Consider the following 22,597-nt stretch of genomic DNA (forward strand, 5'->3'; position numbering starts at 1 on the left):
TTTTATTATTTCAGTTACCTAATCAATAAAAGGTTCTTTCTTTTTATTACGACTTTACACACAATAAACACGAAAATTCCGAAAATAAAAGTTGAAAATGCTGGTAACATTTTATCATTTGGCACGTATACACTCCAAAAAGAATTAAGAAGCGCATGGAAAATTAGACACATAAAAATACTTTTAGTTGCGTTATAAATTGTAGTTAATAAGAACGATATGGCAATTGTCGTAATTATAAAAGCTATAAAATCCCTTTGAGTTTGATTCGTGCCCGGAATAAACCATAACGGCCAGTGCCAAATAGCCCATATAAAACTCACAATAATCGTACTAAAAAATGCCGAAAACCTTTTCTGAAGGACAGGCTGTAAGAATCCTCTCCATCCAATTTCTTCAAGACCACCACCAACGATCATTATTGGAAAACTAAGTAATGCCACGTATAATGGTTTTTGCATCGTTGCTCCACCAAATATTATTGGCAGATAACAACTAATAAAAGCCAAAACAACGATTAGAATATACCATAAAAAATGATACTTAGGATTTACAATACTTTTAATGAAACTTCTAAACTCCTCTTGTGATCCATATTTTTTCTTTAAGCTAATTGCAACGATTGCCGGCATGATTCCCCCAAAAACAAATACTATCATCGCTAGCGGTGTACCAAATGTCGTAATGTTAAATTTTATTAAGTTAATTAGTAACCCCCATAGTATCCATGTAAATATTAAAGTGCACATTACATATCGTTTAATCTCATTACTCATCTACTCCCCTCCTTTGGTTTAATTAGAGCATAAATAAGGAGATATGAAAACTATTTATGTTAAATAATCCCAAAAACCGAAAGGAACATCCATACTTAATTAGATCTTTACAAACAATCCCACTACCTGCTTTACTTCAGTTGAGATTCGAAGTTAGAGTCTTATTATTCGTTAAGCCTGGATAAACAAAGAGCATGCTTTGAAAACCAATCAAAACATGCTCTTTAAAATATGCTATCTCAAATTTTTTATAATATGATCAATACCAAATAGTCTCCGCATAATTATATGCATCACTATTCGGAATAGCATGTTTCCCTTGCGCCTGTGCCTTTCTTGGATCTAAATCATATACCATTGGCGTATAGCATGAGGTTTGCCCTTTATTCACAACACCATTTCCTCCAGCACTCCCGCAAGTATATGCCTTTCCATCTGTTTTTCTTACAATTCTTGCATCAGCTTCGTTATTATAAATTGCTGCACGAGTCACTGTAACTTTTGCCCACGCTGTCTTACACGTTGTGCTAAATTTTAATTCCACAAAAGAATTGGAATCAATCCACTTCTTTTCTTTCGTTACTGCTGATTGGTCACAGCTATTGTAATACGGACTTTTCCCATCATACGAATGATTTTCTGCATATGCTTTATCATTATTCGTCGTACTAAACATACTAGTTAAAACGAGCAATGATAGACAAAAACATGCGCTTAGCTTTTTTAAAAGTTTCAAAGTATTCCACTCCTTTTTAATAGCGTCCAGTTTTTCCATAACCGTTATTAAAAGTAACCGCTTCAGCATCTGCTGTGTATCCGAAATCAGCAGTTAAATCAAATACCATTCCTGTATACGTACTCGTTTGACCTGTTTTTATTGTCCCGTTCCCCTGATTGGAAGTGACTGATTTTTGGAATACACCATTTTTATATTTATTCACAACAGCGTACGCATACACTCCTCCAGAAACAGCTGGTGCTGGTTGATCTAAAACAAACTTAGACCAAGCTGCATGACATTTATTACTGTAACGTAAATACACTGTCCCTACTTTTTTACTACCTTCGTACACCGCTGTAGACTTTGCATTAAATCCATCTGCATCACACGTTGTACTGCCTCCGTATACTTTCGTTGTTGCTGGATTTTTCCCGTCATAATAACTACTTAAATCAGTAGCTGCAAATGTACTTCCTTGGAAACTAAATAATACCCCTACACTCGCTACACTTAACACACATACTTTCATAAGCTTTTTAAACATTTTCAATCTCCTCCCCAAAAATAAGTACGTATAATAAAGACAATCTTCTCCCTATGTACGCCCCTCCTTTCATGCTTCCTAGAGGCATCTTACAGAAACGAATAAACATTGTAAATTTCCTTATGATTATTGGAATATACGAAGAATTTTACTTATCCTTGCAAGAAAAAAAGTTGAGAAATACACATTTTATAGCATTCTTTATTTAAAACATAAAAGAACCGATACTTGTTACATGCAAGCATCGGTTCTTTATACAAAAGTGCCATTTTTCTTTTATATAAAATAAATATTTCTCCACTTAATCCGTTGTAAAAAACTCCCTCGTTACATCAATAAATTGCTGCAGTGGCACTGTCATCCATTTATCTTTATGCCAAGCAATTTGTGTATAAATCGGTGAGATTTCATTTTCTAAATGTAACTCTTTTATCGTCCCTTCTCGTATATCTTTTTCTACTACTATTGCTGGTAACACAGCTATTCCTAAATCTGCAATAACACATTGTTTAATTGCTTCGACACTAACGAACTCAATTTTATTTGCTGGATACACATCTTTTGTACGAAGTAGCTCTTCAAATAAAGTTCGGTACGAGCACCCTAGCTCTGTTAACAAAAGTGTTTCCCTTTCTAAATCTTTTACAGAAACGGAAGTTTGCTCGAGTAAATGATGCCCTGAAGCAGCTACTACTTTTAATTCTTCTTTCATAAGCGGCTCCACATGTAAAGCATCTTCTGTTTTACATTCGTCCAAAATAAAGGCAAGATCGACTTTTCCCTCCATCAATTGTTCCTTCGCATCTTTATTGGAATGTGCTGGTTTAAATATAAGCTTTATTTGAGGAAATTGTGCTTTAAACCTCTTTAATATAGATGGCAGCCTATATGTACATTGACTCTCTTGCGCACCGATTATTAACGTACCTGCTATTTCCTCATCATCTTTCACAGCCATTTTCGCTTCATTACTGAGTGCAATCATCTTGTCGGCATATAATCGAAACTTTCTGCCTGCTTCAGTTAAAAAAAGACGTTTTCCTAATCTTTCAAATAACGGCGTACCTAACTCAGCTTCTAACGTTTTAATTTGCGCTGTCACACTCGATTGAGCAAAGTTTAATTTCTTCGCAGTTTGCGTAAAATTCAAAGTGTCTGCCGCTACTTTAAAAGTAATTAATTGTTTTATCTCCATTTATCGTCCCTCTTTCCAATCGATATTTTCGATTGATTTCATCGAAATAATCCTCTTTGTCTATTGATATTTGTATTGTATGATAAAGAGCATCGACAAACAATAAAAATGGAGGTATTCCATATGAAAGCACTTTGTTTCGAACAGTTCGGAAGTCCCGATGTACTACAATATAAAGAAATACATGATCCAATCATAAAGCCAAATGAAATTCTTATCCGTACGAAAGCAATTGGATTAAACTTTGCTGATATTTATAGACGCCGCGGCGATTATAATCTCGCTGGCAATTCACCGTATATATTAGGTTATGAAGGGGCTGGCATTGTTGAAAAAGTAGGAGCTGACGTTACGAATATTAATCCTGGAAATCGTATTGCATTTGCTGATGTACCATTTGCAAATGCAGAACTAGTTGCCGTTCCATCTGAGAAAGCAATTATACTTCCAGATTCTATTTCTTTTGAAACAGCCGCTTCTGTCTTATTACAAGGATTAACAGCACATTATTTAACGAAAGATAGCTATGAAATAAAACAAGGTGATATAGCTTTAGTACACGCCGCTGCTGGAGGTGTTGGGCAACTTCTTATCCAAATAATTAAACTACTAGGCGGAAAAGTAATCGGCCTCACGTCATCAAAAGAAAAAGCACAAATAGCTACATTAGCTGGTGCTGATCACGTATTTTTATATAAGGAAGCATGGCCTGCGAAAGTACTTGAAATAACAAATGGTGATGGAGTAAATGTTGTATATGAATCAGTAGGTTCTACGTTAGAGGAAAGTTTTAGCGCAACTAAAACTGGTGGTACTGTCGTATTTTACGGAATGGCTGGCGGTAATCCTACGCCCGTTGATCCGCGTATGCTTATGGATACTTCGAAAACTTTAACTGGCGGAGACCTGTGGAACGTGCTTACATCTTATGAAGAGAGAAAAGAACGCTCCTCTCAATTATTCGAATGGATTACGACCGAAAAATTAAAGATCGCAAGTCCTACTACCTTCTCTTTACAAAATGGTGCCCGTGCTCATGAATTATTAGAGAACAGAAAAAGCACAGGGAAGATTTTATTAATCCCATAATCATTCCAATAAAAAAAGGAAGCTAGAATGTATTTCTTTGCTTCCTTTTTTAACGTTATTTATGTTCAATCTCGCTTCTTTTCAATAACCCTGTTATTTATATTTTTTCTCTACGCTTCTCTTTCTAGGCCCCTCATTTTTAAGTTTATATAATAAATGAATCTAAATATTAAAGGAAAGAACAAACCTCCTGATATCAACGATCCAATAAATACAGTATCAATAAAAGAAAGAATCCCAAATAATAGCATTCCAAAAAAATAAAATACAACTGCACTCCAATAAATAAAACGTGGAAACTTAGTTTGGAACGAATCACCTTTTTCACACGGTTTTCCAAATAACAAATGAACGAATTTAATCAACATAATCACTTCTCCATATAATTGTTAATATTCTTTTCTTCTTAGAACTGAACATAAATCACATACCATGTACCACCCATATTCACACATTCCTTACTTTGTTTTATTTCTCGTATACTTACTTTAGATTCCGAGATGAAATGTAAGGCTAATGTCCCTCCAATACACTGCAAACTAATTTGTTGTTCCTACTCTCTAATTATACCATTACGATAATTTTCATAGTTCATTTTTAACGGAATATTCCGATTTGAATTAATAAATGATATATTGAAAAATAAAAGGGAAGCTAGATTTCTCTACCTTCCTTTTCTTATTTTTATATTTCCACACTTTCTTTCCCTTTTGCAACATAGCTCATATCTCCAACCGACTCGACTGTGTATGTTCCGCCTTTATATACAATCTTCGTCACACTAGCATTTTCTACTCCAAGTTTTGTTTTACTACTGTCTAACATTTCTATTAAGGTAGTAATTAAAAGCCCATGAACGACAACTAAAACGTTACCGCCTCCATTTGCAGCAGAGTCTTCACTAATTTTATCGATCTCTGCTTTTATACGAGTAGAAAATAATTCCCAATCTTCCGCCTGTTTCGTAGGGTCTGCTGCTCTAATAAGATTAATCACTTCTTGAATAGAAAACTTCATAAGTTCTTCTGGCGATGCAACGCCCGCAGCTTTTCCAACCACATCCCACATGTTCTCAAGTTTTTCACCTTCAAAAATACCAAAATTTAATTCTCGTAATTTTTTTCTTTTCTTAAGTTTTAACTTTGATTGCTCACTATATTTTAATACTAAATTAGCAGTTTCAATCGCTCGGCCGCTATCACTACTATATGCATTCGCAAAATGAACATCTTTTAATCCCGTTCCTAAATTAGAGGCAACTTCCACACCTTTTTCTACTAACGGAGAGTCTGCCCAACCTTGCGCGCGATGGTTCGTATTTAATATTGTTTTACCGTGCCTTGTAACATATAACGTAACTACATTCTCATTGCTATCTGTTTCTCGATTCTTCATTCAATTCTCTCCCTTTACATTTCTATATCAATTTTACCACCTTAATTATTCATTGAGCAAAATATACGTAAGTAGATTTACTTAATAAAAAAAGCTATCTTTCTGTATATCCCTACAAAAAGATAGCATCTTTTATGATTATATTTTCAACCGATACTCTTACTCAGCAAAAGCACTCGAATATTGCACAACTCCTTCTACACCTTGTGGAGCGTTCTCGCTTAGCTCAATCACCATAAACACTTCATCTGGCACTTCAAATGGTGCTTTTATATTCCACTCACTTGCTTTCTTAAAGCCGAATTTCGGATAGTACGCTGGATGTCCTAACACTACAACTGATCCGTATCCAAGTTCTTTCGCTTTTTCTAAAGCAGCTACAATAAGCTTCCCACCAATTCCTTTTTTCTGGTGGTCCCTATCAACTGAAACCGGTGCAAGTGCTAACGATTCTACAGAAATTCCATCCTGTTCAATCGTAATTTTGGATAACATAATGTGACCAACGATTTCCTCATCTACTGCAACGATTGATAATTCAGGAATAAACGCGTCACATTCTCTAATACGTTTTACAAGTGCATGTTCCTTTTTATCGCTAAATTCTTCATGTAAAAATGCTTGTTGCACAACTTCCTCTGTTTTTCTATAATCGTTTTTTTGCTCTTGTCTAATCGTTACCATTCTATATTATCCTCTATTCTTTCTTATTTCTTTTTGGATTTTACGAAGCGCTTTTTTCGATCCGCGCTCTATATCATGTTGCATTTTTCTTTCTTTATAATCGACAAATAGTGTATTTAAATCATATCCCTCTGGGTATAATTCCTTTGCTGCTACCTCTAACGTAATACGTTTTACATTCACTTCAACAAATTCACCGTTACAATATACAACGACGTTATAGAAATTATCTATTTCCTTATAGATAATACCAAAATCATCATAATCTAATACATTTACACGATCACCGATTTTGTACTCGTAATGGTTTTCTCTTTTTTCTTGCACGAATTTCGGTTTTCTAATTTTACTTTCATTCACTTTTTCTAGAGCGTACTCTTTATTTTCCATATACGCTCTCGCTCTTTGCAGTACACGCTCTCTTACGTTCATTTTATTCGCAATCCAAAGTGCATTACTTTCACCTGATTTACCGATCACTAATTTATAAAGCGGTTCTAGTGTCTCACTATTAAATTGCATCGCTGCGTTCATAAAATCATCATGCATTTCTGAGAATCGTTTAATTTCACCGTAATGCGTACTCGCAACTGTAATACATCCTGCAAGATAAAACTCCTCTAAAATAGAAATTGCAAGTGCTGCCCCTTCATTCGGTTCTGTCCCGCTTCCTATTTCATCAAATAATAATAACGTATTATTATTTGACATCCTCATAATTTCAGATAGATTTTTCATATGAGATGAAAATGTACTTAGTGCGTTTTCGATACTTTGATTATCACCAATATCTACAAATACATTTTCAAAAATAGCAATTTCTGTTTCTTTATCTCCAGCGATATGAAGGCCTGACATTGTCGCTAAAGTCAACAATCCGATTGTTTTTAATACAATTGTTTTCCCGCCTGCATTTGGTCCTGTAATAATTAAACTACGGTAGTTTTGACCGATTTCAAAGTGTAACGGTACTACTTTTCCACTTAAAAGCGGATGCTTACAATTTACTAAATGAATATAGCCCTGATCATTTAACTTCGGCTCTATTCCATCGATTGATTTACTAAACTTCGCTTTCGCAAATACCATATCATATTGGCTAATTAACTCCATGTTAATCTTTATATGATAAATATTTTCTACTACCATCCCTGATAAAGTCGCTAAAATTTGATACTCTTCCATCGCTTCTTCTGCTTTCAAACTTGCGAGTTCCGCATTTAACTTTGTAACCGTATGCGGTTCTATAAATACAGTAGAACCTTTAGCAGACGCTTCAACTATACTTCCCGCAACTTGATTTTTATAAGAAGATTTAATTGGAATCGTATACCTATCATCCTTCTTACTAATAAAGAACTCTTGAATATACTTCTTATTTGCACTACTATTTAAAAACTTCGTTAAGCGTTCTTTTATTTTTCCATCTACCGAATCAATGTTATTGCGAATTCGCTTTAACTCTTTACTCGCAGCTGCATCAATACTATTGCCTTTAATGGAAAAGTTAATTTCCTCTTCAATACTTTTATATTCAGTCATTGAATTTGCATAAGAAGCTAATACTGGCGCAAAAAATTCTTTATCTAACATAAATTTTTTAATCTTTCTACATCCACGTAAAAAGTCTGAAACACTTACTAACTCTTCAGGATCTAAAATCATCCCTTTTTCTAATTTTTGAATTGTACTTGCGATATTTGAAATGCCGAAGAAAGGAACATGCCCTTCTGCATCTAATATAGCTCGTGCTTCCGTCGTTTCATTCAAACGATTCCTCACTACTTTTATACTCGTACTCGGCTCTAATTTATTTAATAATTCCTTACCTAATCCACTTACACAATAAGATTTCACTATATCCTTTAATTCGTTATATTGTAACTTTTCAAAAGTCATCGTATTCATTTTGTTTCTCCTCACTATGATTGATTTTTATCATAAATGAAGATACCTACCCATTAGATTCCAATGAGCCCTACATGATTCAATTACCATTTTTATACATTAAAAATATATACAAAAAAGCTGCGGGGATACCGCAGCTTTTACATTTACAAGGCATGAGTAATAACATATGAGGAAATAAACCACAAAAAACAGTTGGCAATCCCCTTATTACACGCTTTATAAAGTATTGTAGGTATCTTCATAGGTATCGAAATAAATCCATGACAAAATTAGGGGTATGCTATACATAAAAATCCCCTGTTCTTATCCGATTTATTTCATTAAATTTTTCCTATTTAGTACCTACCGCACTCACAAAAAGCACCTCTCATTAATTTATATTATAGTCATTGAAATCTAATTTACTGAAATCATCATACTATATGTTGTTTTAGAAGTAAAGGTGTCACACTTAATTAATACGCATCTATACAATTCAATATCGCGGCATATACATGAATTGTATCCAACTTTAATTTCATTGCAAAAAATTAAATAAGCACCTCCGCTATTGCGAATGTCATTTACTTTCCCTAATACATTTAATAATTATGACAAGCAATGATAGGAGGTTACTATATGAACGAACAATATATTATTTTACATGGACCTGCTCTTGAACCAGGTTTAATTGGTCCCACACTACCACCAATTCCACCATTTACATTTCCGACCGGACCTACTGGAATCACAGGACCTACCGGCGCGACAGGTTTTACTGGAATTGGAATAACTGGTCCTACTGGGGTTACAGGACCTACCGGAATTGGAATAACTGGTCCTACTGGGGTTACAGGACCTACCGGAATTGGAATAACTGGTCCCACTGGGGTTACAGGACCTACCGGAATTGGAATAACTGGTCCCACTGGAGTTACAGGACCTACCGGAATTGGAATAACTGGTCCCACTGGGGGTACAGGGCCTACTGGAATTGGAATAACTGGTCCCACTGGAGCAACCGGTTTCGGGATACTCCCCGTATTTGGAACAATAACTTCTGAAATAGGTATCGGTTTTTCAGCAGTAGTTAATACAAATGTTAATTTCACCATTCCAGGACCTGTTAGTGGAGCTACTCTAAATCCAGTAGACAACTCCATTACAATTAATACCACTGGTATATACGCTGTATCCTTTTCAATCGTATTTGCGATACAAGCTATTTCGTCTAGTATATTAAATCTTACAATAAACGATTCTATTCAATTCGCAATTGAAACACGAGTTGGTGGTGGTCCTGGGGTAAGTGCTACATCCGCCAGAACAGATTTATTACCTTTAACCCAAGGAGACGTTCTTCGAGTACGAATAAGAGAAGCCACGGGTGACATTATTTATTCCAACGCATCTCTCGTTATTTTAAAAGTCGACTAGTTCATTTATGAAAATAAAAATTTAGGAATGATAACAATATAAAAAGAAGAGGAGGACTTATATTTCAGTCTTCCTCTTCTTTTTTATCAGCAATTCACTGCTGAACATATATGGAAACTGATCCTCCACTTACATGGAACTGCCCCCATCCGTCCTTATTAATTGTTACAGTATTTGTTTGATTACCCGTCATATCGTACCATACTTCCCCTGCGTTATTCTTTCCAACTTCCATCCACTTTGACCCTCCTGGCCCATCTGAGATTAATGTCGCTAAACCGGAATCTGCATGTACACCATCACCTTCTCTTGTCCATCCAATTACATCTGGATGGTCTAAATAATCACGCTGCGTACCATATGCAAAGTTTTTTCGTGCCGTCAAAATCGGATCAATTTTATCTTTTAACACTGGAATTTCATAACTACTATTTCCGTTTGTCCCATAGTAATCACCATAGAAAACTGAAGGATAGCCCTCTGCACGAGTTAAAATAAATGCATATGCCAACGGTTTAAACCACGGACTTACTACAGATTCCAATGATTGTCCAGGCTGAGAATCATGATTCTCAACGAGAGTAACTGCAAGTGCGGGGTGATTTTGCATTACTGTTCCATTTAAAATATTTCTCATATCATAATTCCCATTTCCTTTTGAAGCATAATGAAAATTGTAATGCAGTGGTGCATCAAATACAGATTGATTATAATTGACTTTCGCTAAATAATTATTTAAAGTCTGGATATCATTTTGCCAATATTCAGCCACTGTAAACATTTCTTTTCCTGTTTGCTGTCTGACATGATTTACCCAATCGCGTAAATATTCATGATCAATATGCTTAACAGCATCTAAACGAAAGCCATCTAAATTTAATTCATTCGCATACCACGTTCCCCAATTTTTCATCTCATTAGCAACATCTGGATGATCAAAATCAAGATCTGCATACATCAAATAATCATAATTTCCATTCTCGCTAGACACTTCCCAGTCCCAGGCTTTACCTATCCCCCTAAATTTATAAATTCGATTTAATTTCCTTCCTTCATCCCAATCCGTTCCGTCAAAATGATACCATTTCCATTTGAAATTAGAATAAGCATCTCCACGCCCTGGAAAGTTAAACCCTGTCCATGCATTAATTTCATAATCACCTGATACTTCAATATTTCGATTGTTATGGTCTACCTCAACAGCTGTTACAGTTTCAGTATAATCTGCTCCACCTTTATGATTCATAACTACATCACCATATACATCGATGTTTTGCTTATGTAAAGCTTCAATTGCAGATTTCAACTGTGCTTTTGTCCCATATTTCGTCCGCACCGTTCCTTTTTGATTGAATTCTCCTAAATCATATAAATCATACGCTCCATATCCTACGTCATTTTGCGTAGTTCCTTTATATGCAGGCGGTATCCAGACAGATGTAATTCCTTTCTGAGCTAAATTTCCAGCATCCGAATGCAAACGATTCCAATGATTCCCATCATTCGGAGCATACCACTCAAAGTACTGCATTAACGTTCCATTGTTAACCGTATCTGCATACACTTTACTCCCCACATATATACTAGGTAAAAACAAAACAACCGACAAACCGACTACTATTATTCTTTTCAACATATTTACACCTTCCCCTCCCGAGAAAACGTTTGCATAGTTTATCGAAATTATTATAATATTCGTTCTACAATTAGTAAAGTAGCAATCTCTCACTCTCCCACATTATTTTTTAGTCTAACTTCAAATATTCAACAAATACTTCAAAGTAGTTTTCATTTCACATCTTATTCAAGATTGTTTACAATTTATCTATAAAAGCGTAACGGAGGGATTTCTATGACAGACTTTCAAAAACAATTTTTTGCAAGATTACATATAGAAGAAAAACACAAAGTTTCATTTGAAGATTTACCTAACATTATGTACGCAATGGCACAAACTGTCCCTTTTGAAAACTTAAATATTATCGAAAACAACTTTACAGAAATATCAAAAGAAAATCTAAAAGAAAAAATTTTAGTAAACAACCGTGGCGGGCTTTGTTATGAACTTAATCCTACTATGTACTACTTCCTTAAAGACGCTGGATTTGATGTTCATCTCGTTTCAGGAACAGTGTACAATGCAGCAAATTCTATATGGGCTGTTGATTCTGGACACATCGCAACTGTTTTAACACATCGTAATGAACTTTATTTAATTGAAGTAGGATTCGGATCATACTTACCTCTTGCTCCTGTCCCTTTCTCAGGAGAAGTCATTCACTCTGTTACAGGAGATTATCGTATTCGTAAAGAAGTGACCGAAAAGGGAAACTACATGTTAGAGATGCGTAAAAACAATGAGTTTTTGGATCAATCTTCTGCTGATGATTGGACGTTAGGCTATGCATTTTATATAGAAGAAGTCACTGAAGAAAAAGTAAATGCGGCACAAAAAATTATCGTTGAACATGAGGGCTCACCATTTAACAAAGTACCTCTTATTGTAAAACTAACTGAAAATGGGCATGCATCTTTAACAAAGGATAGTCTGACCATAGCGAAAAACGGTAAAAAAACGAAAGAAAACGTTACAGATGTACAATACAAAAATCTTTTACATTCAAAATTCGGAATTACATTATAATTTTTTAAGTCTTGCCATTTTAGCAAGGCTTTTCATTTTCCAGCAGGGATTTTTTGCAATTTGTTGTATTTCATAGTTATATAGGAATATAACTACATATTTAGAAAGGAAATGATTATGACTGAACTTAAAGATCGACTACAAGTAGATGATAAAGAAAAATGGGATTTAACAGATATTTACCATACAATTGAAGATTGGGAAAATGATTTTCATAAAATTGAATTATTAACGAAAGAATTACATGCGTTTAATGGAAATATTTACGATGGTAATAGCTTATTAGCTTATTTAACAAAAAGTGAAGAAGTTTCTAGCATAATATCTTTAATGTTCGCTTATGCACGATTACAATCTGACCTTGATACGCGCGATACTGACGCTCAATCTCTTGTCGATAAAGTATCACAATTACACGTAAAAGTAAGTGCAGCTAAATCTTTCTTTTCCCCATTCTTACTTAGCGTAGATGAAAACACATTACATTCTTACATAGAAGAAGCAGAAGGTTTACAATATTATAAAGAAGACTTATTTGAATTATACCGTTATAAAAAACACGTATTGAATAAGGACCAAGAAGAGATTTTATCACAAATGGGCGAAGCACTTTCCTCTCCTCAGCATACATATGGCATGTTAAATAATGCAGATATACTATTTGGTGAAGTGACTACTGATGAAGGAGAAAAAGTTACTCTTACACGCGGAATGTATGCAAAGTTAATAGAAGATGAAAATCGAGAGAAACGCAAGGAAGCCTATAAAGCTTATTACAAACCATACGTTCAATTAAAAAATTCTATCGCTTCTACTTTATCTGCTGCTATTAAAAATAATGTTACTGTTTCAAAGCTAAGAAACTATCCATCAGCTTTAGAAAAGTCATTATTTGGCGACATGGTTCCGAAAGAAGTATATGAAAATTTAATTGAGACGACGAAAAAAAATATTCAATCACTACATACTTATAATGAACTTCGAAAAGAAAAATTAAATGTAGATGAACTACGCCAATACGACTTAAGCGTTGATTTAGTAAAAGGTGTAAAACAAGATATTCCATATGACAAAGCGTTTGACATCATGATTGAATCACTAGCTCCATTAGGTGAAGAGTATATTGAAACATTAAAAAGCTTTAAAGATAAACGTTATATCGACGTGAGAGAAACGCCAGGAAAACGTTCCGGTGCTTATAACTTTGGCGTATACGGCGTTCATCCTTTCATTCTTTTAAATCATCACGATGATTTAAATAGTCTTTTCACTCTTACTCATGAATGTGGACACGGTATGCATACGCACTACTCGCACGGATACCAACCAAGAATTTCTGCACACTATACTATTTTTGTCGCAGAAGTCGCTTCAACAGTAAACGAAGTACTATTAATTCATCATTTATTAAAAGAAGCAAAAGATGCTAATGTACGTAGCCATTTAGTAAACCATTTCATCGACAAATTTAAAGGCACTTTCTTTACACAAATTATGTTCGCTGAGTTTGAAAAAATCACACATTCAATGGCGCAGCAAGGTAAACCATTAAATGCCCAAGTCTTTAGCGAAGTTTATGAAAACTTGTTTAGAGAGTATAATGGCGACTCCCTCATATTTGACGAAGAAGTAAAATACGGATGGGCTAGAATACCGCATTTCTATCGTCCATTTTACGTGTACAAATATGCAACTGGATTCGCTTCTGCAATCCAAATTGCTGATAAGTTATTGAGCGGTGATCCAAATGCTCAAAAACATTATATTGAATTCCTTAAAGGTGGAAGTTCTGACTATCCATTAAATCTACTAAAAAAAGCTGGAGTTGATTTAACTACGCCAGCACCAATTGAAAGTGCATTAAACCGTTTCAGCTCACTTGTTGAAGAATTTTCAGCATTATAAAAAGCATGCAGAGTATATACTCTGCATGCTTTTTTCATTTCGATTACTTTATGCTAAATGTTGCTGCGTTACGCAATGAATCATACCACCATACGCAAACAGCTCATTTACATAAATGCCGACAATTCTTCTTCCTGGAAACTGCCCTTCAATAATTTGAAGCCCTAACTTATCATGCTCATCGCCATATATAGGAACCAATACAACTTCATTTCCAATATAAAAATTCAAATATGAGCCCTTACAGTCTGCTTCTTTTACCATTTTTCTTGTCACCGGTACTGGTATGAGCTGAAATGGCTCTCCATCAATATTTCTTGCTTGTCGCAATTCTTGATAATGCTTTTCATATGCCTCCAAAAGGTATGATTCACCTTCCCCGAAAGGATCATATTCATAAAGAATTGTATTTTCATTTACAAAACGGGCTGCGCCATCAATATGGTAATCCGTATCTTCATCATAATTATCCTCACCATGAATGCCAGTTATCCATATAAAATTCGATACCCCCAAATACTTCGTTAACTCCATTTCAATCTCTTCCTGACTTAGTGTAGGGTTTCGATTTTCATTTATAATAGAAGTTTTTGCCGCCATTAAGGTCCCATTTCCGTTTATCTCTATTCCCCCACCCTCTAGACAGACACTAGATTTAACTTTCGGAATACTATACATCTCACTTATTTTAGTCGGAATAACAGCATCATTTTCATACGGATATTTATCTCCCCAACCATTAAAAACCCAATGTGTTAACCAGAGGTTTCTCTCCTTGTCTTTTACAAATATCGGTCCATTATCTCTTATCCACACATCATCCGTCTCTTGAACTAAGAAATCAATTTGATCCATATCCACTTTCCCTTCCATTAACTTCGATTGCACATGTACTTTTTCTTCTTCATCAAATACAACAATATGCACAATTTCTCCGTAATGAAGCTCCTTTGCCATCGTTACCCAAATATCATCTAGCTTAGCTCTGTAACCTTCACTTCTATGAGCTTTGTCATGAGGCCATTGGAGCCATGTCCCCTCATGTTTCTCCCACTCAGCAGGCATATAAAACAAACTATTTTCTATATTTCTCATACGTGTTCACCCCTTCTATGAATGTAAGTTCAGTCTAAACTTTGACATCGTGTTAAGGTCAACAGAAATATATTAACTAATTTTTTATTCTCCCTTGTGATATACTACTTCTCCTTGTAAAACCGTCACTAAAACTTTCGCATCCGGAATCTTATCGGCACTCATTTTAGTAATATCTTCATTTAGTAATATCATATCAGCTGATTTACCTACTTCAATTGAACCAGTAATCTTATCAAGACCTAACGCTTTGGCGGGCTTAATTGTATAAGCATCAATAGCTGCGTATACATCAGACAAGCCCTTTTCATCAATACTTAGTGCATTTGAAATTGTCACAAGTGGATTTAGTTCATTTACATCCCAATCACTACTAAGCGATACATTCGCACCTGTTTTCCAAATTTCCCCTAACGGCATAATTCGCTTCATCTGTTGATTTGAAAAATACGTACTTGCCCAGCTTTGCTTAGGATCCTCTGCAAAATCATGACCTACTTGGAAATCAGCGCTAATTCCTAACTTAGCAAATCGTTTTATATCACTATCTTCTACCATTTCCACATGGGTAAGTGTATACGGCTGATTTGCCCCTTCTTTTTTCGCTGCTTCAATTGCATTTAAACTCTCTCTTACCCCGCCATCTCCAATTGCGTGAATGAGTGCACCGTAACCAATTTTATTCAGTTCCGTCAACCACCACTTCATCTTTTCTTCTGGAATATAGTTCAAGCCATACGGTGTTCCTTTAAACCATTCAAATTTATATTTTTCTAGTATTTTAGCTGTGCTGTTAATACTAATTCCATCACTATACATTTTCACTTGATTGATAAGCATTCGAGATGATACATCATCACGCTTAATTTTTTTGAAATACTCCATTTGTTCTGCTTCATTTAAATTTGGATATACCCACGGGCGAAGTACTACTCGTGACGTTAACTTTTTCTCATCATTAACTTTATTCCAAACGTCTAACCAGCCTCGTTTCCAATAAAGACGTCCATCACCGACTGTAGTAATACCATTCTTCGCCACCTCATCTAAACCGTCTAGCAAACCGTCATAATTTTTTTCAAAGAGATTGGACTGGGAATTCCATGCTTTCTCCATCACAATATCCCCAGCTGTATCATAAAGAATACCAAAAGGTTCTCCTGATTCTGGATCCCGAATAATTCTTCCACCTTGCGGATCTTTCGTCTCTTTATTTATTCCAGCAAGCTCCAATGCTTTTGAATTAACCCATATAGAATGAGAAGTTCTTTCCATAATTAATACAGGGTTATTAGGAAATAACTCATCAAGAACTTGTAATGGCGTTTGTTGTTCTGATTTTTCGTCCATATCTTTTAACAACTCTTCCAAACTAAATCCTGTTCCACTTATCCATTCGCCATCTTTCACATCTTTTTTACAAGCCTTTAAATACGAGCGTTGTTTTTGCAGCGCGGCATCTGGTGAAACACTACAATTCCCTGCTGCTGGTGATTTCGCCTCAAATATATGATTATGATTGTCCACAAAACCAGGGAGAATAAAACGCCCTTGTAAATCCACCACTTTCGTATCTTCATTTATAAATCCTTCTACATCCTTGTTCGAACCAACAAATATAATTTTTCCTTCTTTAACGGCTACAGCCTCTACAATGTCTTGCTTTCCATTTGAAGTATAGATTGTACCATTTTTTAACACTACATTTTTAGGCAACTGATTAGGTAGAACAAAGCTACCATTCTCACCTTCTCCTACTCCAGGAGTACAAGCTGAAACCCATGTCATACTTAGAATCAGACAAATAATCATGATTGTTTTTTTCATATTTTTTCTCCTTTTTATTATGATGAATTACTTACATAAATAGAATAAGGATTGACATAGTGTTAATGTCAATCCTTATCTTCAGTCTATTTTCATCACTAAAAAACAAATTTGTGTCACATATTCCTCTACTAAACAATCACATTCAGGTCCCTTTACGTAAACCTCATATGGCGAATCCTCTATTACATAACCATTTCTTTCAATCCATTTTTCTAACGCAATATAAGCGTAACCTATATAGTCATAACTTCCATAATGCATAGTAGTAACGATTTGATGCGGATTTAGTTTTTTTATTTCATATTCTTGTACTACATCTTTATTGTTTCTATGCATGACCGGAATTCTTAATTCAATTTCGCTCCGATTCGGAATATACTCTTCGTCATAAAAGACTGTAGAGGGCGAACCGACTATTTGAAAGTTACTCTTTTGTACTTTTTCATATAAGTCATAAAAATAATCATCCATATCATCTATATTTATTTGCAGTCTTTGAGCAATTACTGTTATTTCATTTCTCATTCCAATAAATATATCGTAATTTCTATTGCGAGCGATATTTAAACCATTATTCATACTTACCATTTCATTCATTTCTGAAATAACCTGTAAATTTTGTTTCACCTCATGAGATAACTCTATAATTTGTGCTTGCATATGTTTCACAAACGAATCTTGATCTGACGACTGAAGAATGATTTTAATTTTCGGTAGAGGGAACTTATACTCCCTTAACTTTTTTATTTTCAACGCTATTTCTAACTGCCCTTGCTCATAATATCTATACCCATTTTCCGGCTTCACATATGCTGGTTTTAATATATTCTCTTTGTCATAATGCCTTAGCATCCGTGTACTCATTTTACAAATCCGCGAAAACTCAGTAATTGTATACATATACTTACCCCTTGAATACATTTTCTTATACGCTTATTTTAAAACCAATCAAAAATTTTCCTAACTGAAAATTCTTCATTCTGATTGTTCAATCTTTTCATTTTTGAAGGTAACAAATGATAAGGACAATACCAAGTTAAACAATTTATTGCGCCTCCCATTGTCGATATTTCTCCTACATGAATTTGAATAGCTTGTTTCTCCGTATGCTGTTGAATATGTCGTAAAACTTCCCTATCTTTAGGTAGTCCAAACTTAGGAACGTAAATCGTATCACATGTTTCTAACATATTTATATACAACCCTTTTGCCGATGCTATTTCTTGATCATATTGTCCCTTTTCTGTATATGACGATGGAACAACTATAAATTTAGCTTCTGGCATTTGATCTTGAATAATCTCTTGAACATTATATCTAAATTCATGATCCCCTAAAAAATCACTAATAAACATCGTATGTTCATCAATAAATTTAACCATTCCGTCTGCATGTGCGAGTACATCCCCTTCTTCAGCAGGAATAATAATAACTCGGCTCACATCTAGATCCCATTCCAGTTGCTCTATAATTTCTTCTTCCGTCCAATCATAATTATCATCAAATATGCGTTCCGTTAATATAACTGTATCTTTTTTATTCCAAATAAGATTTCCACCGTCTAATATCAATGGAGACTTCACATATTCAAAATCGTTCTTTTTCAACCATTTATTAAATTGTTGATCTAAATATCGCCATTGATCTTTCGGTAAGTAATTTGGTTGATATTTAAATTTAACTAAATGATTTGTGACGACTGGTGCAACATCTCTTAGCCAAATATCATCATACTCAAAAAAGCTTGTATGAAAGTCTTGCTCTTCAACAGATAAAGAAACAAGTTGATCAGTAAATGATTTATTTCCATCTAAATATTCATTAAAATAAATCAGGTCTTCATAAAATGGACGATAATAATCATTTGATTTATCTGGTATTGCAGTAAAAATAATTCCATTTTGTTTTTGTTCCATATTATTTACCTCGCTTTTTAATAATGGTTGAATAACTAATTTCACTATGCCAATTACTTCCCTCTTCATAACACTTTTCGAAACGTGCACATTTCATGAATGGATTATAGCACGGAGAAATATTATATATTTATATAAAAAATATATCCCTGTTGTTGAGCGAAAAATTGACTCTTGACAGAACTTTAAAATACAATAATAGAAATTTATATGAAAATATGAAATTGAATAATAGCATCATAAATCCTATCATTATGAAGCTAGTTAAGATTATTCCTTTCAATGCCCTTACTCCCTTTTTACAAAAATAAAACATGACAAAATAGGTAAAAGTAACAATGTACCTATTTTGTCCTTACGTTGCTACATTTCAATCAATTACTTCAAATGAATCGGTTGTTGCTGTGTAATACAATGTATCATGCCACCATTTTTATAAAGCTCTCTCACATCAATACCAACTACTTTACGATTTGGGTATAACTTCTGAATCGTATCGTTTGCGATTTTATCATTTGGATCATTATAATTAGGCACCAACACCACTGTATTCCCAATATAATAATTAATATATGATCCCTTATAATCGAGAGCTTTTCCATTTTCTAAAGTAACTTTATCTTTACTAAGGGGTAAGTATTCGTACTTATATTTCTGTCCTAATGCATTTTTTGCATCTAACAATGTGTCCATATCTTTGTTTGATAACCCCCACTCGGCTAGGTCATCTTCTTTCATCGTTACGATGGTGGATTTATTATGAAATTTAGCAAATCCATCAATATGAAAGTCCGTAATATCTAAATTAGGTACTCCGTCTAACCAAATAAAGTTTGTTACTCCAAGGTCACTTATATATTTTTCAATTTCCTTTTCTGATAAATTTGGATTTCTATTTTTATTTGTTACTGCACTTCGAGTTAATAAAGCAGTCCCATTGCTGTCTAATTCAATCGCACCGCCCTCAAGGACAAATCCCCCCCAATCAATCCTTTCAATCCCTACTTGTTTACTAACATTCTCACGTATACGAGCATCATTTTTATAAGGAGTTTTCTTTCCCCAACCATTAAATGCCGGATCTAATATTTTGAGATTTTTATTATTGTCATAAACAAAAATCGGCCCACTATCTCTTGCCCATACATCATCAGTAGGAGCGATAAAGAAATCAATTTTATCCATATTCAGTCCTTTATCTGTTAAAAGATTATTGATACGCTCTTTCTCTTCCTCATCATATGCAACAATATGGACTTTTTCACCCTCGGTTAAAGCGCTTGCCATCTTAACCCAAATCGGCTCAACTTCCTGCTTATACTCTTCACCATATGTGTATTCATGAGGCCATTGCAGCCATGTACCTTCATGTTTATCTTTTTCATCTGGCATCGTATATTTTCCGACTTTTTTCTGTACCTCTATTTTTACATTCTCTTTCCCTTTTGTATTTTCATTACCACCTTCAAAAGAACAACCACTAATAATCGCAGTGGATAATGTAGCTATTAAGCAAAACTTTACAACTTTTTTCATTTTTCAACCTCCAGTTCTTATCTCCAATAATGTAAAGCTTCACATAGTGTGAAGCTCAAGATTTTTCTTAAATGTAAAAATTACCAATTCCTCTTTACATTCCTATCATTTAACTAACTATATGTATTTATTCAACTACCTTCCTTACCTACTTATATAGCAAGCAAAACTTTACGAAATAAAAAAAATCGGTATTGATAATTACATATCAATACCGATTTTCAAATTATTCTTTTCCTTCTATTAAATCATTCGCCATTTTCCTAAACTCTTGATTGAATGAGTCATTCATACCATTTTGGACGTTAGAAAATAATATGACGAACGTCTTTTTATCCCAGTTAAAATTATTAAATGTATTCCAACCTGCTAATACGCCGTGGTTATGATAATAATCTGGATACGTATAGAAACTAAATCCATATTTTCTTGCAGGTGATGCAGTAAACATATCTAATACGCTTTGTTTAGAGAGCAGTTTCCCATCCATAATAGCCTCATCTAATCTTTTCATATCTTCAACAGTCGTATACATTTCACCACACCCATACAACCAGTTCATTTTCAAACGGGGTGTAGCTATTAACTCATTATCTTTTCTCGTATAACCTTCTGCTAAAAAAATATCTTCAGGGAGAGTTGCACCCATTCCAGATTCATGCATTTCAACAGGAGTAAAAATATTTTCTTTCACATATTCAGCGAGCGGTTTATTTGCTATCTTTTCTACAATATACGCAAGTACCATATAATTATAGTCTGTATATTTCCATCCTGTCCCTGCAGGAAATTGCAATTTTTGCGCTCCAATCCACGTTACTAACTTTAATCGTGACGCCGCATTCACCCTACCTTGTCCCTGATCTGGTAACCCGGACGTGTGTGTTAACAAATTTCGCAATGTAATGTTTTTATCTGCCGGAAACGATGGAATATACTTATTTACATTGTCTTCAATATTTAATTTTCCTTTTTCTTTTAGCTGCATAATAGATATTGCAACGACTGTTTTCGTAATTGAACCAATGCGATATTTCGTTCTTGGCGTTGTTACTACTTTATCTTTCACATTCGCATAACCATAACCTTTTCGTAAAATCACATGGTCTTTACTAGCTACAAGAACACTCCCATTAAATCCTTTATCTTTTAAATATTGATCTAGCTTTCCAGCTACAACTTCATAGCGCTTTTTCTCATTTACATCAACTTCTTGCATATCATCCTTTTGCTTACTATTTACATTAGAAAATGCCTTTATATCATATTTCTTACCTTTATTTGCATGTATTAGTGCAATGACACTCCCACAAAAAATAGCAAAAATAAAGAAAACGATTAACCATTTCTTTAACATAATAGGAACCCTCTTTTATCTAGTTTCACTTAACGTACATCCATTCTGTTCTATATCTTTTAATTTTCAAATATTTTATAATACTACCTATTATTCACCTAAATGAACTAGATTCCTTTTTCTCATATTCAGTTTTCGGCTACTCTCTATTGTATTTCTTTCTTGCAAAATTTCCACCTTACAATCGGATACACCCTACTATAATTTCAATATCTTATGTAACATTTGTTACACATTATCAAAAAGGAGTTATAAACATGAAAAATACTGATAAACGCAATCGTTTAGATGATATGATGTTTCATTACAGGGTAACAAAAAATAACATAGTTTTAATTGAATATTACGGAAAACAAATTACGATATTAAAAGGAACTGATGCTGAAAAATTTTTAAACAAAATAAATCATGCACATAACGATACAGAAAAACAACTCATTATGGCTAAAGTTACAGGTAATTTCAAAAGAGGAAATGAACGTCAATGAAAATGAATCTCATTTATGTTTTGATTATACAACATATAAAAAAAGAAATGTCGCTCATTCGGCATTTCTTTAGAATTTCTTCATAAAAAATTTAC

20 protein-coding genes are annotated in these 22,597 nt (G+C 34.2%); 5 read left to right on the top strand and 15 right to left on the bottom strand.

Annotation, left to right across the window (positions count from 1 at the left end; genetic code table 11):
* Positions 1–14: 14 nt before the first annotated feature.
* The 4 genes from FS742_RS17755 to FS742_RS17770 form a co-directional block, all read right to left on the bottom strand.
* Complete coding sequence (locus FS742_RS17755) at positions 15–776, bottom strand: CPBP family intramembrane glutamic endopeptidase (RefSeq protein ID WP_144614055.1); 762 nt, start codon at positions 774–776, stop codon at positions 15–17.
* Between the two features lie 259 nt (positions 777–1,035).
* Positions 1,036–1,512 (bottom strand): DUF2690 domain-containing protein, encoded by a 477-nt coding sequence (locus FS742_RS17760; RefSeq protein WP_144614057.1) that lies wholly within the window; start codon positions 1,510–1,512, stop codon positions 1,036–1,038.
* A 16-nt stretch (positions 1,513–1,528) separates the two neighbouring features.
* Positions 1,529–2,041, bottom strand: coding sequence for a DUF2690 domain-containing protein (locus FS742_RS17765; protein ID WP_000473752.1), 513 nt, complete (start codon positions 2,039–2,041; stop codon positions 1,529–1,531).
* 301 nt (positions 2,042–2,342) lie between these two features.
* Complete coding sequence (locus tag FS742_RS17770; RefSeq protein WP_144614059.1) at positions 2,343–3,236, bottom strand: LysR family transcriptional regulator; 894 nt, start codon at positions 3,234–3,236, stop codon at positions 2,343–2,345.
* A gap of 123 nt (positions 3,237–3,359) precedes the next feature.
* On the opposite strand from FS742_RS17770, the gene FS742_RS17775 reads away from it, so the two are divergent.
* Positions 3,360–4,325: a quinone oxidoreductase family protein gene (locus FS742_RS17775; protein ID WP_144614061.1), complete on the top strand. Its 966-nt coding sequence runs from the start codon at positions 3,360–3,362 to the stop codon at positions 4,323–4,325.
* Positions 4,326–4,435: 110 nt separating this feature from the next.
* On the opposite strand, the gene FS742_RS28060 is transcribed toward FS742_RS17775, so the two are convergent.
* The 4 genes from FS742_RS28060 to FS742_RS17795 all read right to left on the bottom strand — a co-directional run bounded on the left by FS742_RS28060 (position 4,436) and on the right by FS742_RS17795 (position 8,312).
* Positions 4,436–4,693, bottom strand: a complete 258-nt coding sequence (locus FS742_RS28060; protein ID WP_000905655.1) for a hypothetical protein — start codon at positions 4,691–4,693, stop codon at positions 4,436–4,438.
* A gap of 316 nt (positions 4,694–5,009) precedes the next feature.
* Complete coding sequence (locus FS742_RS17785) at positions 5,010–5,720, bottom strand: histidine phosphatase family protein (RefSeq protein ID WP_144614063.1); 711 nt, start codon at positions 5,718–5,720, stop codon at positions 5,010–5,012.
* A gap of 159 nt (positions 5,721–5,879) precedes the next feature.
* Complete coding sequence (locus FS742_RS17790; RefSeq protein ID WP_144614065.1) at positions 5,880–6,404, bottom strand: GNAT family N-acetyltransferase; 525 nt, start codon at positions 6,402–6,404, stop codon at positions 5,880–5,882.
* A 6-nt stretch (positions 6,405–6,410) separates the two neighbouring features.
* Positions 6,411–8,312 carry an endonuclease MutS2 gene (locus FS742_RS17795; RefSeq protein WP_144614067.1) on the bottom strand — a complete coding sequence of 634 codons (1,902 nt, stop codon included), beginning with the start codon at positions 8,310–8,312 and terminating at the stop codon, positions 6,411–6,413.
* A gap of 621 nt (positions 8,313–8,933) precedes the next feature.
* On the opposite strand from FS742_RS17795, the gene FS742_RS17800 reads away from it, so the two are divergent.
* Positions 8,934–9,731 (top strand): exosporium leader peptide-containing protein, encoded by a 798-nt coding sequence (locus FS742_RS17800; protein WP_144614069.1) that lies wholly within the window; start codon positions 8,934–8,936, stop codon positions 9,729–9,731.
* Positions 9,732–9,825: 94 nt separating this feature from the next.
* Here the strand turns inward: FS742_RS17800 and amyS are convergent, their stop codons facing one another.
* On the bottom strand, positions 9,826–11,367 hold the full coding sequence (amyS, locus tag FS742_RS17805; RefSeq protein WP_144614071.1) for an alpha-amylase: 1,542 nt from the start codon (positions 11,365–11,367) through the stop codon (positions 9,826–9,828).
* A 216-nt stretch (positions 11,368–11,583) separates the two neighbouring features.
* On the opposite strand from amyS, the gene FS742_RS17810 reads away from it, so the two are divergent.
* Positions 11,584–12,375 (top strand): arylamine N-acetyltransferase family protein, encoded by a 792-nt coding sequence (locus FS742_RS17810; protein WP_144614073.1) that lies wholly within the window; start codon positions 11,584–11,586, stop codon positions 12,373–12,375.
* A gap of 117 nt (positions 12,376–12,492) precedes the next feature.
* Positions 12,493–14,280 carry an oligoendopeptidase F gene (gene pepF, locus FS742_RS17815; protein WP_144614075.1) on the top strand — a complete coding sequence of 596 codons (1,788 nt, stop codon included), beginning with the start codon at positions 12,493–12,495 and terminating at the stop codon, positions 14,278–14,280.
* A gap of 48 nt (positions 14,281–14,328) precedes the next feature.
* On the opposite strand, the gene FS742_RS17820 is transcribed toward pepF, so the two are convergent.
* The 6 genes from FS742_RS17820 to FS742_RS17845 form a co-directional block, all read right to left on the bottom strand.
* Entirely contained in the window at positions 14,329–15,375 is a 1,047-nt protein-coding gene (locus FS742_RS17820; RefSeq protein ID WP_144614077.1) for an agmatine deiminase family protein, read from the bottom strand.
* A gap of 84 nt (positions 15,376–15,459) precedes the next feature.
* Positions 15,460–17,202, bottom strand: a complete 1,743-nt coding sequence (locus FS742_RS17825) for an amidohydrolase (RefSeq protein ID WP_144614079.1) — start codon at positions 17,200–17,202, stop codon at positions 15,460–15,462.
* A gap of 81 nt (positions 17,203–17,283) precedes the next feature.
* A complete protein-coding gene (locus FS742_RS17830; protein ID WP_144614081.1) occupies positions 17,284–18,105 on the bottom strand; it encodes a MerR family transcriptional regulator in 822 nt (273 codons plus the stop codon).
* A 38-nt stretch (positions 18,106–18,143) separates the two neighbouring features.
* Positions 18,144–19,121: an agmatine deiminase family protein gene (locus tag FS742_RS17835; RefSeq protein ID WP_144614083.1), complete on the bottom strand. Its 978-nt coding sequence runs from the start codon at positions 19,119–19,121 to the stop codon at positions 18,144–18,146.
* Between the two features lie 378 nt (positions 19,122–19,499).
* Complete coding sequence (locus tag FS742_RS17840) at positions 19,500–20,657, bottom strand: agmatine deiminase family protein (protein ID WP_144614085.1); 1,158 nt, start codon at positions 20,655–20,657, stop codon at positions 19,500–19,502.
* A 226-nt stretch (positions 20,658–20,883) separates the two neighbouring features.
* Positions 20,884–22,014, bottom strand: coding sequence for a serine hydrolase domain-containing protein (locus tag FS742_RS17845; protein WP_144614087.1), 1,131 nt, complete (start codon positions 22,012–22,014; stop codon positions 20,884–20,886).
* A 257-nt stretch (positions 22,015–22,271) separates the two neighbouring features.
* On the opposite strand from FS742_RS17845, the gene FS742_RS17850 reads away from it, so the two are divergent.
* Positions 22,272–22,502, top strand: a complete 231-nt coding sequence (locus tag FS742_RS17850) for a hypothetical protein (protein WP_088113547.1) — start codon at positions 22,272–22,274, stop codon at positions 22,500–22,502.
* Positions 22,503–22,597 lie beyond the last annotated feature (95 nt).

Origin of the sequence: Bacillus cereus (assembly GCF_007678085.1) — a bacterium.
Taxonomy (GTDB): Bacteria; Bacillota; Bacilli; order Bacillales; family Bacillaceae_G; genus Bacillus_A; species Bacillus_A cereus_BE.